Source organism: Mesorhizobium sp. P3_A8, from assembly GCF_056402995.1.
This window is the reverse complement of sequence record NZ_JBFUGI010000011.1, coordinates 219,782-234,104: the sequence shown is the minus strand read 5'-3', so window position 1 is coordinate 234,104 and position 14,323 is coordinate 219,782. Positions and strand designations below refer to the sequence as shown.

Sequence of the window (14,323 nt, the reverse complement as noted above, 5' to 3'; positions counted from 1 at the left end):
CCTCACCCAATCCCACCCGTGACCACATAGGCTCCGGCGCTGCGCCCATCCTCCAGCCGCACCACCGCTGTCACGATCGAGCCATAAGAGCCGCGCCAGATGCTGTGGAATCGCTTGTGCTCGGCGGTGGGAACGAGGGTACTCGCGCTGAAGCGCGCGCCGCTCCGGTGCATCGCGACGGCCTCTCCATTGACGTGCACCTTGATGCTGGCGTTCTCAGCCTCTGTGTCGTTGAGCAGATCAAGCGTGATAGCGATCTCGTCCCGATCGCCCGAAGTCCGCGCATCGGCGGCAAGCACGATTGCCAGCGGTGGCGCCTTGCCATCGCCTACTTGGGCGGTCCGCCCTGAAAACACATCATCAGCCAGTTCCGCCGTGCGTGGCGGGCTCGTGCGGCGCTGTGTTGATTGCTCGTAATCGCCGGCCATGCGCAGCAGCCTTTCATCGTCATAGGCCTTGCCGGCGAAGGTCAGGCCGACCGGCATGCCGATGTCGGCCATGGTGCCCATCGGCACGGTGACGGTTGGGATGCCGAAATGGCGCCAGACCAGATTGCCGTTGGCGACCCAGGTGCCGTTGCGCCACGCTAGCGCCGCAGACGCCTCGTTGATGTCGGCATCGGCCGGACCGACATCGGCGGCGGCGGGCAGAACCACGGCGTCGATGCCTTGTGCATCGAGCCAATCCTCGAAATCGATCCGCCTTGTCGCCTCTAGCCCCTTCAGGCCGTCCTCCAGCGTTGGAATATCGGCGAATGGCGTGACGCCGGATTTGGCTCGCTCGACATATTCCGCCAGGTCGAAGCCACCCTCGTAGCGATCAGGCAAAGTGCCTGGCGGCTGCGGAAAGATTTTGGGGCCGTCGACCGAGGCGAGATCGGGAAGCGCCGGGTCGGCATTGGCGCGCAAAAAATCGTCCCAGCCCCAGATGCAGAGGTCCCAGAGTTCGTGGTCGGCGAATTCTTTCGGCACCAGCCCGCGCTCGACCAGGGTGCGGGTGCCGGGGCGGTCGCGCTCATAGTTGGAGACGACGGGAAAATCGACCTCCACCACTTCGGCGCCAAGCCTCTTGAGATCAGCCGCCGCCTGTTCCCATAGCGCCAGCACGGAAGCGCGGGTTTCGATCGGTTGATCGGCCCCGCTGTCTCTGCCGATATACATTCTGGGCACGCCGAGCCGCTTGCCCTTCAGCGAGCCGGCAAGCGCCAGATCGGTATAGCGTTGCGGCCGTACCTCGGAACCTTTCGGCAGGGCGACCCAGGACTGCGCGCGCCAGAAATCGCCTCGCGTTTCCGGGTCGTCGGCGACAATGATGTCGAGCAGTTCGAGCATGTCGGGCATGGTCCGCGCGTGCGGCACCACGACATCCATGGTCGGCACCAGCGGCCAGTTGCCGCGCACGGAAATGACGCCGCGCGACGGCGTGTAGGCGACCAGCGCATTGTTGCTGGCCGGCGCGCGGCCGGACGACCAGGTCTCCTCGCCGAGTCCGAAGGCGCAGAAGCTGGCGGTCGTCGCCGTGCCCGAGCCGTTGGACGAACCGGATGCAAAGGCTGCGGTCAGATAGTCGGCATTGTAGGGGCTTTCGGCGCGGCCATAGACGCCGCGCTGCATGCCGCCATTGGCCATGGGCGGCATGTTGGTGAGGCCGATCAGCACCGCGCCGCCGGCACGCAGCCGGGCGATGGTGAACGCGTCCTCATTGGCGATGAGATGCTCGAAGGCCGGCGAGCCGGCGGCCACCGTCAGGCCCTTGACTTTGTAGCTGTCCTTGGCGGTGTAGGGGATGCCGTCGAGTGGCCCGAGCAGGGCACCATCGCGGCGCCGTTGGTCGGAAGCGGCGGCCTCCTCGAACATCGCTGGATTGAGCACGGGAACCGCGTTGAGGCTGATGCCGTGGCGATCGAAATGCGCGATGCGCCAGAGATACGCACCGACCAGTTCCACGCTGGTGATGAGGCCGTCCTCAAGCGCACAGCGCAATTGGTCGATCGTCGCTTCGACGAGATGAAGGCTGGCGTCGGTCATCACTGGTTCCAAACTGTCGTTTCGACACTATGGATGAGCGAGCCCGCCGGCTTCGGCAAGAGCCAATCAGCAGTCTTTGTTTTTGTAGCCGTCCTTTCGGCCCGGTTCAGCCGCTCTCCTTCATGCGCTCGATAATCTGCGCCATCAGCGCTAGGTCGCGGCGTGAATCGGCGAGGTCGGTCAGCGGCTTCGTGCCTTCGGCGATATGGCGATGGAAAATCTCCAGCTCGTTGGAGAAGGCGTCGCCATAGAGCGGCCCGAAGCTTTTTGTCACCGGGCCGAGTGAGCCGGCGTCGGTCACCTCCAGCCGGGTCGGCAGGCTGCGGATATAGGGCGTGTCGTAGATGATGCGCACGCGCCTGGTGTTGGAGCGCACTTCGATCATGGCGTCGAACAGGCCGAGATCATCGACCACCGCGTCGTAGAGGCAGGCGAAATGGCCGTAGTCGAAGGTGATGCTGGTGTTGGCGCCGCCATTGGTGCGGTGCGCGGCCACCACGCCTTTGGGTTCGCCAATGAGCCCGCGCATCGCCGAAATGTGGTGCGAGGAGAGAGCCGTCAACCCGCGATAGGCGCGCACCAGGTCGGCGGGGGCGTCGGCGCCGACGACCTCGCGGATCAGTGCGTCCCGCTCCTTGGCGCCGCGCGCCAGCAGGGCAGGGTCGATGTCTCGGGGATAGAGGACATTCTGGCTCTTCTTGAGGAAATGCCGGCCTTCCGAGATCAGGTCGAAGATGCGGACATGGGTGATGTCGGCATGGGCGGGGAGTTCGTCCCTGGCCGCCAGATAGGCCGGCGCGTAGCGGCGCATGTAGCCGACGAACAGGGTCTTCTTGTAGGCCGGCATCAGCGCCAGCAACTCGTCGATCTCGCGCACCGTGAGACAAGCGGGCTTTTCCAGCAGGATATGCTTGTCGGCTTGAATCGCCGCGCGCACGAAGCGGCTGTGGGTGTCGTCGGACGACAGCACGAACACCACATCGATATCAGGCGAAGCGATCAGCGCCTCGGCGGTTTCGAAGGCTCTTGCCGTCGCATGTTGCGAGGTGATGAGCGTCACCAGGCTTGGCGACACGTCGTATACGCCCGCGATTTGCCAGCGGTCGCGCTGGTCGGCCAGCACAGGCAGATGGATCGACTGCGCGACTTCTCCAAGACCCACAAGTCCGACACGAAGTGGTGCCACTCTCAAACTCCTTGATTTCATTTCCGGCCCAGGCGGCCAACGGTTGATTTCACGATTGGGCGGTCAGGCCGCGCCGGTGACCAGCGCGACGAGCTCATTGCCCGTGGTCTCCGAGGCGCGCACGGTCGCTGCCATCTTTCCAGCCCGCATCACCCAGATCTGGTCGGACAGGCGCCGCACCTGATCGAAATTGTGGCTGACCAGGATGACGCTCACCGACTGTTCGCGCAGGCGCCGGATCAGCGCCTCGACATTGGCGGTTTCCTGCACGCCAAGTGCGGCGGTCGGTTCGTCCATCACCACCAGCTTGGCGCCGGAGCCGACGGCGCGGCAGATCGAGATCGCCTGCCGCTGGCCGCCCGACAGGCGGCGCACACGCTGGTTGATCGACGGCACGTTGATCGACAGGCGCGACAGCATGGCGCGCGCCTCGCGTTTCATTGCCTTGCGGTCGAGGAACGCGAAGGGGCCGATGCGGCGCACGAGCTCGCGGTTGAGAAACAGGTTCTGCGCCACCGTCAGTTCATCGATCAGCGCCAGGTTCTGGTGCACGGTCTCGATACCGGCTTTGCGCGCCCCGTCCGGGTTGGAGAAGGGATGCTCTCGGCCATCGAAGACGATCGAGCCGGCATCCGGCACATGCACGCCGACCAGGCAGCGGATCAGCGTCGACTTGCCGGCGCCATTGTCGCCGATGACGGCGGTGACCTCGCCGCGGCGGGCCTTGAAGGCAACGTCGGTGAAGGCGCGCACGCCGCCAAAATGCTTGCTCAGGCCGTCGCAGGCGATGATCGCGTCGGAGGCAGGGGAGGGGCTGACGGCGCTCATTTCTGGTACCGCATGATCAGCGCCGCCAGCACCACGATGGCACCCACGGCAAGCGGTTGGTAGAAGGCCGAGACGTTGAGCAAGGTCAGGCCGTTGACGAGTGCTGTCAGCATCAGCGCGCCGATGGCCGGGCCCAATATGCTGGCGCGGCCGCCGAACAGGCTGACGCCGCCCAGCACCACCGCCGCTACCGAATTCAGGAGCAGGCTGGTGTTGATCTGCGGTTCGGCCGAACCGATGCGGGCGACCAGAAGAATGGCCGCTAGGCCGGCGCAGAACCCCGAAATGGTGTAGGCGGCGATCTTGACGCGGTTGGTGCGGATGCCGAGCGCGCCGGCGCTCTCGACCTGGCCGCCGGTCGCCAGCAGATGGACGCCAAAGCATGTGTGGTAGAGTGCGATATGCGCTGCGATGACGGCAGCGATCGCCACCCAGACCGGATAGCCGAACGGCCCGAACGAGCCGGAGGCAAGGCGCAGCAGGAAGGTCGAGCCGACCATGGTCGGTTCGCCGCCCGACATGATGAGACCAAGCCCGGTGATGGCCGACAGCGTGCCGAGCGTCACCACGAAATCGGGAATTTTGCCGACGGTGATGATCAGGCCGTTGAGGAAGCCGATGGCGCTGGTGGCGAGTACCGCGAGCACGCAGGCGATGAAGATACCGTAGCCTACCGCATTGACGAGGCCAAGCACGATGGCGCCAAGCATGACGGCGGCGGCCAGCGACAGGTCGATGCCTGAGGTCGCCACCACGAAGGTCTGGCCGATCGACAGCACGGTCAAGATCGCCGACGCCAGCAACAGCGCCTGCAAATTGGCGACGCTGAGAAAGACCGGCTGGGCGATGCCGAAGACGATGACGAGACCGACCAGGCCGACGACGGATGCCCAGTCGGCCCAAAAGGAAGGATCCAGGAGGAGAGCCGACAGGGAGGGGCGGCTCTCCTCCGCCGCGCCCGCCGAATGGGCGACGGGCGCGTTGTCTGTGGAATTGCTCACTTCAGCATCTCGCGGAAGGGATCGGGATAATCGCCGCCGGGGCGCGGAAAATTCGTCAGCGAGGCATCGGCATTGGCCTTGTTGATCAGGAGCACAGGTGCGGGCACGTTGGCGGGCAGTTCCTTGCCCTTGGCGGCCAGCGCACAGGCTTCGACCCCCATGGCGCCGACGACATAGGGATATTGCGCCACGGTGGCCGTGAGCTCGCCTGCCGCGATCGACTTCAGCGCATCGACGATGCCGTCGAGGCCGATCACCTTGACGTCCTTGCCGGAGGTCTGCACGGCGCGTTCGACGCCGAGCGCCATGATGTCGTTGGCGGCGAAGAATCCGGCGAGATCGGGATGGGCGGCGAGGATGTCGGTGGCGGCGGTCAACGCCTTCTCACGATCCCAGTCGGCGCTCACCATCACCACCACCTCGAGCTTGCCTTCGACAGCCTGCTTGAAGCCCTTGATGCGGGCGTTGGAGCCGACATCGCCGACGATACCGGCGATCAGCGCGACCTTGGCGCCCTTCGGCACCAGCTTCAGCATTTCCTCGCCGGCCAGCGCGCCGGCGGCGACATTGTCGGTGCCGATATAGGTGGAGACGGCAAAGCCGGCGGCCTTGGCCTGTTCGGCGTCGATGGTCGAGTCGATGTTGACGATCGGCTTCTTCTTCTGGGCGACCGGCACCAATGCCTGGACGAGGTTGGAGACGCTGATCGGGTTGACCAGATAGCAATCGAAATCCTGCATGGCCATTGCGGTCAGGCGATCGGCCTGGCCGGTGGCGTCGCCCATATTGGCGGCGGCCTGGACGCTGACATTGACGCCGTTGGCCTTGCCCTGCTCCTCGATGCCCTTCTGCATGGTTTGGAAAAAGGGGTTGTCGAGGCCCTTGACGATGGCCGCGACCTTCGCCGCGTCCTCGGCATGGGCCGAGACGATGGTTGCCAGCAGGCCCGCGCCAAGCAGTCCTGTGCCGAGCTTTAAGCCATTAAATACGCTCATGGTTTTCCTCCTCCTTATTGTTTGATGTGCCGTCGCATCAGTTTCGGTGTTCGGCGAACGAAATGGCCGACAGGACGCAAGCGACCCCAACGCTTGGTGTCACGAACTGCCGACACATCGCTGCCAGCCGCTGGATATGCGGCTCGTGGCCCGGTGCGGGCGCTCGTTCATGTCAGGCATTGCTCCTCCCAGAGCGCCGGCTGATGCCTTGCCGGCGTTTGCGCATGTTTCAGAAAAAATTGACACGCGTCAAGATTTAAAATGGTGCGAAGTGATTTTCACCGCTCCGCCGCACGACATCGCTCGCATGTCGGCCGGCGCCAGTGGCACATCCGTTCCATGGTCATAAAAGAAGCATCAGCCGTTGCAACTTTCGGCGGGCGGTGTGCGTTAGGGATTTTCTCAGGGGGGGAACACGAGGTTGCATTGGACCGCTTTGAGATCCTGAACGAGCCGTCGGGCAGGTATTCCATTTTCGACACGCAATTGCCGGCAATGCAGGGAGGCAGGACATTCATCGGGCGCTACCGGTACCAAGTGCCGCTGGTCCTGCTTGCAGCCATGGAAGCGGACGGCAAGCCGTGGGCGCCGCCTTCGCTGTCATCGCTGAGCAACTGTCAGACAAATAATACAGATCCGACACACCAAAACGGCTTGCAGACGTAAGCTGAGGCTCGCAGAAGTTGCGCAAAAAGCATACCGTTGAAGAAAAACTTATATCGTCATCCAGCATGAAAGGGGAATCATGCCTGACCAGAATGCTCTGATCCGCGCCGCCATCGGACGGCTGCTTTCCGAGAAAACCGGAATGGCGGTCATTTCCATGAGAGAGAGTATTACCGAGCTGCTGGCCATAACCGGTGCGACGCTGGCCGTCGAAACCCTGCAAGACCTGCTGCTGGAAATGGCTGAAGTGCGCGGCATGATGGTCGCGCTCGACGTTTGACTAGACCAGTTCAAGACTAGACCAGTTCAAGTTCCTCGAAAACCGCGAACGGCTGCAATCGGCGATGGCTCAGCGTGCCGTCGCCGTAGATCATGCGGCCGGCGCGGAAGGTGGCACGCACTCGCGGCACCGGCTGGCGGTCGGCGACGACAAGATCGGCCAGAAGGCCGGTCTCGATAGCGCCGCGATCGGTGAGCCCCAGGGCGTAGGCCGGGTTGGCGCTTGTCAGCGCTGCCGCCGCCGCGAGGCCATCGTCGCGCAGCTCCGCCAGACCAAGCACGGCCGGCAGGATCGAGGCGGGGTGATAGTCGCTGGCCAGCATGTCGAGCAGCCCGGCCTCGTAGGCCTGGCGGGCGGAAAGATTGCCGGAATAGGACTCGCCGCGCAGTGCGTTGGGCGCGCCCATGGCGGTGTGCATGCCGAGCCTGCGGGCTTCCTGCGCCGCTTCCAGGGTCACCGGGAATTCTGAGAGCGCAGCACCCAGGCCGTGGACCAGTTCCACCTTTTCCAGCGTGTCGTCGTCATGCGAGGCAAGCACGATGCCGGCGGCTTGCGCACGCGCCGACAGATCCTGCAGGGCGTTCAACACATCGCCCTGGCCGTTACGGCCGGCGATGCGCTTGCCGACGACCTCGGATGCGTTCGCGACGGACATGCCGCGCTCCTTGGCGATGCGGGCGATGTAGAGTTCGACGTCGCGGTATTGTCCCTGTCCGGGCGTGTGATCCATCAGCGAGATCAAATGCAGCCTGCCGGCATCCATCAACTTCTGCAGCATGGGAAGCGCCGGGGCGAAGGTCACTTCGAAGCGGGCATGGATGCGGTGGTCGACCAGCAAATCGTCCTTCATGCCGGCAATGGTGTCGATGATATCGGTCGTATGGTCTTCCGAGCGCAGCACGCCACTGGTGACGCTGGCGCCGATGAAGGAAAGCGCGGCATAGGCAGTGGTGATGCCGCAGGAGGCGAGCTTCTTGTCGAGCTCGGCAATGCCGATCCGCATCGGCACATGCACGCCGGTGCGCGGCTCGACTTCCTTCTCGACCATGTCGCCATGCATGTCGATGAAGCCGGGCAGCAGCAGGCGGCCGCCGCCTTCGATGTCGGCATGCTCGACAGGCTTGTCGCGAATCTCGGCGATCCGGCCGTTCTCGATCCTGATCGCGCCGTTCGGGATGACGCGGTCGCGCAGGACAATTTCGAATTCACTCAGCCACATCAGGGTTCTCTTCGATCGACAAGGTGGGCGACATCGTCGGGGTGTGGAAGACCAGGATCATGGCGATGATGCGCCGGCTTGCCGCGCCTCGATCACGATCTCTCCAGGATCATTGCGATGTTTTCTAGTTCACTCGAATGCCGGTTTCCATTTGATTTTTATGACATTTTCATGAAAGCCGGTGTTCCCGGAGCGCTTGGCTCAGCCGGTACGGGATCGTTCCGACAGCCATTCGGCGGTTTGCTGGCTGGCCTGTTCGGCGGAAAGCTCGAGGCTGAGCCCTTGTAGCAGGCCGTGCAGGAAGACCCCGGTGAAGCAGTCGCCGGCACCGATCGTGTCGGGCACGGAGACCTGCTTCAACGGCGTGACGTGGTTCAGCACCTTGCCGTCATAGAGCGATATCGGGCGCGTTCCATCGGTCAGCACCAGTGTCTTCAAGCGTGGCCCGGCGATCCCTGTTGCTCGCTCCCAGATCGCTCGCGTGTCCTCGCCGGGAAAGTCGGCGCGCGATCCGATGACGATGTCGGCCGGACGCGGCGAGGCGCTGCGCAGCGGAAATTGCGAAATGACAAGCGGAATCGTCTTCAGAGAGGCGATGAGGCCGGTATCGAGCACCAGGGCGTTGAGATAGGCGGCGTCGCCGCTGACAGGCTCCGGTGCGGCGAAGGGCGGGCGCATCTGGCCGCCGGGGTTCAAAATGGTGCGCTCGCCATTCGGCTCGAGCAGGATTTCGGTAAACCGGGTTTCGCCGGCCCAGATGGTGACGGTGCCGGTATCGATGCCGCTCGCCTGCAATGTGGCGAGCGCTGCCCGGCCATGGTCGTCGTCCATCAGATTGCTGATCAGCCGAACATGGTTGCCGAGCCTGGCCAGTTGTGTGCCGGTATGGAAGCCGCCGCCGCCGAGCCTGACGCTGCGGTTGGAATAGACAATGCGCGCGCCCGAGGCGAGGGGCGAGGACAGCGACCAGACCTGGTCGTAGTTGACATGGCCGACAACGATGACTGTGCTCATGGTCCCTGCTTTTTCGCCTTCTGGTTTTCGCCCAGGCCCGGCGCCAGCGCATCGACGATGATGCGCTGCGCGAGCAGGCATAGCACCAGGACCGGCACCAGGGACAGCAGGCTGCTCAACGTGCTGGCGCAGGCGGCGAACGCCAAGGACTGCGCAGCCTGGCTACACCCCGAGAATAAAATCGGCGCAGCGGTCGGCGATCATGATCACCGGGGCGTTGGTGTTGCCGCTGATCAGGCGCGGCATGATCGAGGCGTCGCAGATGCGCAGGCGCGGGACGCCGCGCACGCGCAGTTGAGGATCGACCACCGCGTCGTCGTCGCTGCCCATCCGGCAGGTGCCGCAGGGGTGATAGACGGTCTTGGCGTGCTCAAGGATGTGATCGACGATGGATTGATCGGAAAGATCGGCGTCCTCGCCCGGCGATAGTTCCTCGGCGATCACCGCCCGCAGCGCCGGCTGGCGCAGGATATTGCGGGCGATCTTCATGCCGGCGAGCAGAAGGGCGAGATCGTCCGGATCGGACAGGAAGCCGGTGGTGAAACGGATCGGGTCGGCCGCATCGCGCGAGCGCAGGCCGACCGTGCCGCGCGATTTCGGCCGCAGTACACACGGGTTGAGCTCCATGCCGTGGCGTTCGATCGAGCCGTGTTCGGCGCTTTCGATCATCATCGGCAGGACGTGGAACTGGATGTCGGGTCTTCCGTCGCCATCGGTATCGAAGAAGCCGCCGCTCTCGACGACGTTGGAGGTGAGCAGGCCGGTCCGGAACAGCAGGTATTGCAGACCGTGGCGTAGCGCCCGCAGGCCGCGGTCTTCGCCCAGCAGCGAGATCGGCCGGCGTGTCAGCGCATAGACGGGAGCGGCGACATGGTCCTGCAGGTCGCGGCCGACCGCGGGCATGTCGCGGATGACGGGAATGCCGAGCGACGCCAGATGTTCGGCCGGCCCCAGGCCCGACAGCATCATCAGTTTCGGGGTCGCCAGCGCGCCAGCGGTGAGGATCACCTCGGCCTTTGCCGTCGCCGCATGGCTTTTGCCGTCCGACGTGGTGTAGGCAAGGCCGCTCGCCGCGCCGTTTTCCAGCGTCACGCCGGTGACCAGCGCATCGGTGACGACGGTGAGGTTGGCGTTGCCGGCCAGCGGCCTCAAAAACACCTTTGCCGCCGACTGACGCTCGCCGTTGGCGGTCGTCGTCTGGTAGAAGCCGACGCCTTCCTGCTCGACACCGTTGAAGTCGTCATTGTAGCGATAGCCGGCCTGTTGCGCGGACTTGACATAGGCCAATGACAGCGGGTGGCGATGGCGGGGATCGGAGACCGGCAGCGGTCCCTCGGTGCCGTGGCGCTCGCCGGCCAGGCGCTCATTGCGTTCCAGCCGCCGGAACACCGGCAGCACCTCGTCCCAGCCCCAGCCGGGACAGCCGAGATCGCGCCAGCCATCATAGTCCTGTGGCTGGCCCCTGATGTAGAGCATGGCGTTGATGGAGGAGCCGCCGCCCAACGTGCGGCCCTGCGGCACCGGCAGCCGGCGGCTGCCGACGCTCGGCTCCGGTTCGGATTCGTAGATCCAGCTGCGCGCCGTGCCGATCACCTTGGCGAAGGTGGCGGGCATGTCGATGAGGCGCGTGTTGTCGGCCGGGCCGGCCTCGACCATCAGCACGCGCTTGCCCGCATTGACCAGCCGGTTGGCCAGCGTGCAGCCGGCCGAGCCGGCGCCGGCGATGATGTAGTCGTAGTCGGCACTCATGTCAGGCGTAGCGCATGATGACGGTCTTGGTCTCGAGATAGCCGTCGATCGAGGCACGGCCATGCTCGCGGCCGATGCCGGACTGCTTGAAGCCGCCGAACGGTGCCGCGGGGTCGAGCGTGTTGTGCGAATTGACCCACACCGTGCCGGCCTTGAGGCCGTGGATGGCGGTCATCGCCTTGCCCATGTCGCGGGTCCAGATCGAGGCCGAGAGGCCGTAGCGCGTGTCGTTGGCGACGCGGATCGCCTCGTCGAGATCGGCGACCGGCATTGCCGCCACCACCGGGCCGAACACCTCCTCGCTGGCGATTTCCATGTCGGGGCGGACATTGTGCAGGATGGTCGGCGCCACATAGTGGCCCTTGCCGGGCACCGGCCGCCCGCCGCTGACCCGTTCGACGCCGGCCGCCAGCCCGCGCTCGACAAAGCCCTCGACGCTTCTGCGGTGCTTGGCCGAGACCAGCGGGTTGATCTGCGCCTCCGCGTCGCGGCCGGCACCCAGCGTCATGCCGTCGGCGATCTCGGCCAACCGCGAAAGCGTGCGGTCGTAGATCGACTTTTCGATGAGCAGCCGCGAGGCCGAGGTGCAGACCTGGCCCTGGTTGAAGAACATGCCGAGGCCGGCAATCAGCGGCTCGATACCTTCCTCCATATCGGCAAGCAGGATCATCGGCGATTTCGAGCCGAGCTCCAGCGTGAAGCGGGCGACGCGGTCGACCGCGGCGTGGCCGACGCGTTTGCCCACTTCCGTCGAGCCGGTGAAGGTCAGCTTGTCGATGCCGGGATGGCGGATCAGCGCTTCGCCGGTGACAGAGCCGCTGCCGGTGACGATGTTGACGACACCGGGCGGGAAACCAACGGCCTCGATCAGTTCGGCCAGCCTGAGCAGGCCGAGCGGCGTTTCCTGCGGCGGCTTCAGCACCACGGTGCAGCCGCAGGCCAGCGCCGGCGCGATCTTCCACATGCCGATCAGCAGCGGAAAATTCCACGGCACGATGGCGCCGACGACGCCGACCGGCTCCATCACCGTCATCGCCTGGTGTTTGGCGCCAGGCGGCACGGGGATGGAGACCTGGAAGGTCGAGCCCTCGATCTTGGTCGCCCAGCCGGCATAGTAGCGCAGCCAGTCGACAGTGCCGCCGGCGCTCAGCATGCGGGCGACGCCGAGTGATTTGCCGTTCTCGATGCTTTCGATCTCGGCCAACAGGTCGGCATCGGCCTCGACCGCGTCGGCGAGTTTCAGCATCAGGTTCTGGCGGTCGACCGGCCGCATCGACGCCCAGGGGCCGTCTAGGGCGGCACGCGCCGCGCGCACCGCCTGGTCGACCAGTTCAGGGCCGCTTTCAGGGACATGGGCGACGATCTCGCCGGAAGCGGAGTCGTCGACGGCGAGGCATTCACCGGAGAGCCCGCCGACGAAACGGCCATTGATGAAGGGCCGGTGCGAACGCGCCAGGAAGGTTGCGGCGGCAGTGCTGATCGGCGGCACAATTCTTTCGTTCACGCCATCCTCCTCGATGTTGATGAACACAGTGCAGCGAGGGTTATGGAGCGTATCGGCCGGCTTCAAGCCAAAGGCAGCACGAGTTCGCGTTCAGTCAAAACAAAGTTCCCGCTCGGACAAGACGCTCGGTCCTTCGCCGGTCCAGATTGAGGAACGGATCATCGCCAACCCGGTCTCGCCGCGCCGCCCCCTCATCCGGCCGCTCCGCGGCCACCWTCTCCCCGCGGGGGAGAAGAGCAGGGCGCTGGCGCTGCAAGTCTCCTCTCCCCTCGGGGAGAGGTCAGCCGAGCGAAGCGGAGGCTGGGTGAGGGGGCTGGCTCGGAAGGGTGTAATTGAGCGCATTGCTGGGCAATCCGATGGTCACCACGGCGGCGCTGCCGCTTGTGCTCGGCATGGCCATGGCGCTGCTGGCGCGGTTCGCCTTGCCGCCATCCTCGCCCGTGCTCTCGCTGCTGTCGGCCGCCCTGCTGCTGTTCTTCTACTGGGACACGCTCGGTCCGCCCGTGGTGCCGCCGGTCGCTGCCAGCCAGAAACTGATCTATCTCGCCTTTGCCGGCATCGTCATGGGCCTGTTGCCCGAACGACTGCTCAGCGCAGCCGTCGCGGGCAAGTTTGTCGCTGCCGCGCTTGCGGCCGCGCTGTTGTGGCTGGGCTGGCGCCGTATCGCCGGCGGTGCACTCGACCTGCAGATGATAGCCGCCCTCATCGCCGGCCTGCTGACGCTCGTCGGCGCCGCGATGCTGCTGTCCCTGAAAGCTTCGCCATCGCCTCCGGCAGAGGAGCCGTTCCTGGTGCCTGCAGCCATGCTCGCTTTATGCCTGGCCGGCGCCATCATCTCGGTGCTCGGTGCCTCGATCGTCACCGGGCAGTTGTTGGGATCGCTTGCCGCGCTCGCCGGTGGCTGGTGCCTGGTCCAGTATATCGCCGTGCTGCGTGGCGGGTCGGCCACTGCCTGGAGCAAGGGCACCGAGCTGATCCTCATCTTTGCCGCCGTCACCGTGCTGATCCAGGTCGCACTGCTGGCGCCGAAGGCCAATCCGTTGGCGCTCATGCTTTCGCCTCTGCCGCTCGCCGTCGCCGCGCTGGTGCCCGGCCCGCTGCGGGGCCTTGTTCCCGGTGCCCGGCCATTGCGGCCGCTGGTTGCCGGCCTGCTGATCGCCATTCCGGCGATATTGGCCATCCTGACGGCGCTCCTGTTTGCGCCGCACGGAGCCGCACTTGGCTTTTCCTGAGCCAGGGAATGACACCAACAATGGGGAGAGTTACGTGACGATGAGAAAACTGACGGCCGCCTTTGCCTTTGCCTCGATGTGCGCCTTCGCATCGGCGGCTCACGCCGATAATTACGAGATCGACGGCCAGCACGCCTGGGTCACCTTCACCATCAAGCATGGCATCTACGGCACCGCGCATGGCCAGTTCGATGCCGTGAAGGGCGCCATCGTGATGGACAACGCCGATCCGTCGAGGAGCAGCGTCAAGGCCGAGCTCGATGTCGGCTCGGTGCACACCGCCTATGACCAGCGCGACAGCGATCTGAAAGGCCCCGACTTCTTCAACGCCGCAGAATTCCCGGCGATCTCCTTCGAAAGCACCAAGGTCGAGAAGGTCAGCGACAAGACCGGCAAGGTCACCGGCAATCTCACCATCAGCGGTGTGTCCAAGGAGATCACGCTCGACGTGACGCTGGTCAACGAGGCGCCCGCACCCTGGGACGCGACGTTGACCAAGGCGGCGTTCACCGCAACGGGAAAGGTGAGCACCGCGGACTTCCCGATGGCCAAGGCCGCCGCCGGCTTCGGCCTCGGCCCGGATGTCGACATCGTCATCGATCTCGAAGCGGTGAAGAAATAG

At 65.0% G+C, this 14,323-nt stretch carries 14 protein-coding genes; 4 read left to right on the top strand and 10 right to left on the bottom strand.

All coding sequences use genetic code 11. The annotated features are described in order from the left end of the window. Nucleotides 1-2: 2 nt before the first annotated feature. The 5 genes from AC1DX4_RS25250 to AC1DX4_RS25230 all read right to left on the bottom strand — a co-directional run bounded on the left by AC1DX4_RS25250 (nucleotide 3) and on the right by AC1DX4_RS25230 (nucleotide 6,037). Entirely contained in the window at nucleotides 3-2,027 is a 2,025-nt protein-coding gene (locus AC1DX4_RS25250; protein WP_477222887.1) for an amidase, read from the bottom strand. Between the two features lie 106 nt (nucleotides 2,028-2,133). Then, on the bottom strand, nucleotides 2,134-3,213 hold the full coding sequence (locus AC1DX4_RS25245) for a Gfo/Idh/MocA family protein (protein ID WP_477222886.1): 1,080 nt from the start codon (nucleotides 3,211-3,213) through the stop codon (nucleotides 2,134-2,136). Between the two features lie 63 nt (nucleotides 3,214-3,276). Further along, nucleotides 3,277-4,041 (bottom strand): ATP-binding cassette domain-containing protein, encoded by a 765-nt coding sequence (locus tag AC1DX4_RS25240; protein WP_477222885.1) that lies wholly within the window; start codon nucleotides 4,039-4,041, stop codon nucleotides 3,277-3,279. Beyond that, a complete protein-coding gene (locus tag AC1DX4_RS25235) occupies nucleotides 4,038-5,042 on the bottom strand; it encodes an ABC transporter permease (protein WP_477222884.1) in 1,005 nt (334 codons plus the stop codon). The genes AC1DX4_RS25240 and AC1DX4_RS25235 overlap by 4 nt, the downstream gene beginning before the upstream one ends. Beyond that, on the bottom strand, nucleotides 5,039-6,037 hold the full coding sequence (locus AC1DX4_RS25230; protein WP_477222883.1) for a sugar ABC transporter substrate-binding protein: 999 nt from the start codon (nucleotides 6,035-6,037) through the stop codon (nucleotides 5,039-5,041). The genes AC1DX4_RS25235 and AC1DX4_RS25230 overlap by 4 nt, the downstream gene beginning before the upstream one ends. A 426-nt stretch (nucleotides 6,038-6,463) precedes the next feature. Here AC1DX4_RS25230 and AC1DX4_RS25225 point away from each other — a divergent pair, with 426 nt between their 5' ends. Both AC1DX4_RS25225 and AC1DX4_RS25220 read left to right on the top strand, forming a co-directional pair. Next, the gene (locus AC1DX4_RS25225) at nucleotides 6,464-6,703 is read left to right on the top strand and encodes a hypothetical protein (protein ID WP_477222882.1); all 240 of its coding nucleotides are present in this window, start codon (nucleotides 6,464-6,466) and stop codon (nucleotides 6,701-6,703) included. Nucleotides 6,704-6,782: 79 nt separating this feature from the next. After that, nucleotides 6,783-6,983 carry a hypothetical protein gene (locus AC1DX4_RS25220; RefSeq protein WP_477222881.1) on the top strand — a complete coding sequence of 67 codons (201 nt, stop codon included), beginning with the start codon at nucleotides 6,783-6,785 and terminating at the stop codon, nucleotides 6,981-6,983. Nucleotides 6,984-6,999: 16 nt separating this feature from the next. Here AC1DX4_RS25220 and AC1DX4_RS25215 read toward each other — a convergent pair whose 3' ends face one another. From AC1DX4_RS25215 to AC1DX4_RS25195, 5 genes are all read right to left on the bottom strand, one after another. Beyond that, nucleotides 7,000-8,202 carry an alpha-D-ribose 1-methylphosphonate 5-triphosphate diphosphatase gene (locus tag AC1DX4_RS25215; protein WP_477222880.1) on the bottom strand — a complete coding sequence of 401 codons (1,203 nt, stop codon included), beginning with the start codon at nucleotides 8,200-8,202 and terminating at the stop codon, nucleotides 7,000-7,002. A 201-nt stretch (nucleotides 8,203-8,403) separates the two neighbouring features. Then, nucleotides 8,404-9,216 (bottom strand): PfkB family carbohydrate kinase, encoded by an 813-nt coding sequence (locus AC1DX4_RS25210; protein WP_477222879.1) that lies wholly within the window; start codon nucleotides 9,214-9,216, stop codon nucleotides 8,404-8,406. Beyond that, complete coding sequence (locus AC1DX4_RS25205; protein ID WP_477222878.1) at nucleotides 9,213-9,362, bottom strand: hypothetical protein; 150 nt, start codon at nucleotides 9,360-9,362, stop codon at nucleotides 9,213-9,215. The genes AC1DX4_RS25210 and AC1DX4_RS25205 overlap by 4 nt, the downstream gene beginning before the upstream one ends. Nucleotides 9,363-9,378: 16 nt before the next feature. Further along, nucleotides 9,379-10,965 carry a GMC family oxidoreductase gene (locus AC1DX4_RS25200; RefSeq protein ID WP_477222877.1) on the bottom strand — a complete coding sequence of 529 codons (1,587 nt, stop codon included), beginning with the start codon at nucleotides 10,963-10,965 and terminating at the stop codon, nucleotides 9,379-9,381. A 1-nt stretch (nucleotide 10,966) separates the two neighbouring features. After that, nucleotides 10,967-12,469, bottom strand: coding sequence for an aldehyde dehydrogenase family protein (locus AC1DX4_RS25195; protein ID WP_477222876.1), 1,503 nt, complete (start codon nucleotides 12,467-12,469; stop codon nucleotides 10,967-10,969). A 332-nt stretch (nucleotides 12,470-12,801) separates the two neighbouring features. Between AC1DX4_RS25195 and AC1DX4_RS25190 the strand changes: the two genes are divergently transcribed. Beyond that, on the top strand, nucleotides 12,802-13,701 hold the full coding sequence (locus AC1DX4_RS25190) for a hypothetical protein (RefSeq protein WP_477222875.1): 900 nt from the start codon (nucleotides 12,802-12,804) through the stop codon (nucleotides 13,699-13,701). Nucleotides 13,702-13,741: 40 nt separating this feature from the next. Next, on the top strand, nucleotides 13,742-14,323 hold the full coding sequence (locus AC1DX4_RS25185; protein WP_477222954.1) for a YceI family protein: 582 nt from the start codon (nucleotides 13,742-13,744) through the stop codon (nucleotides 14,321-14,323).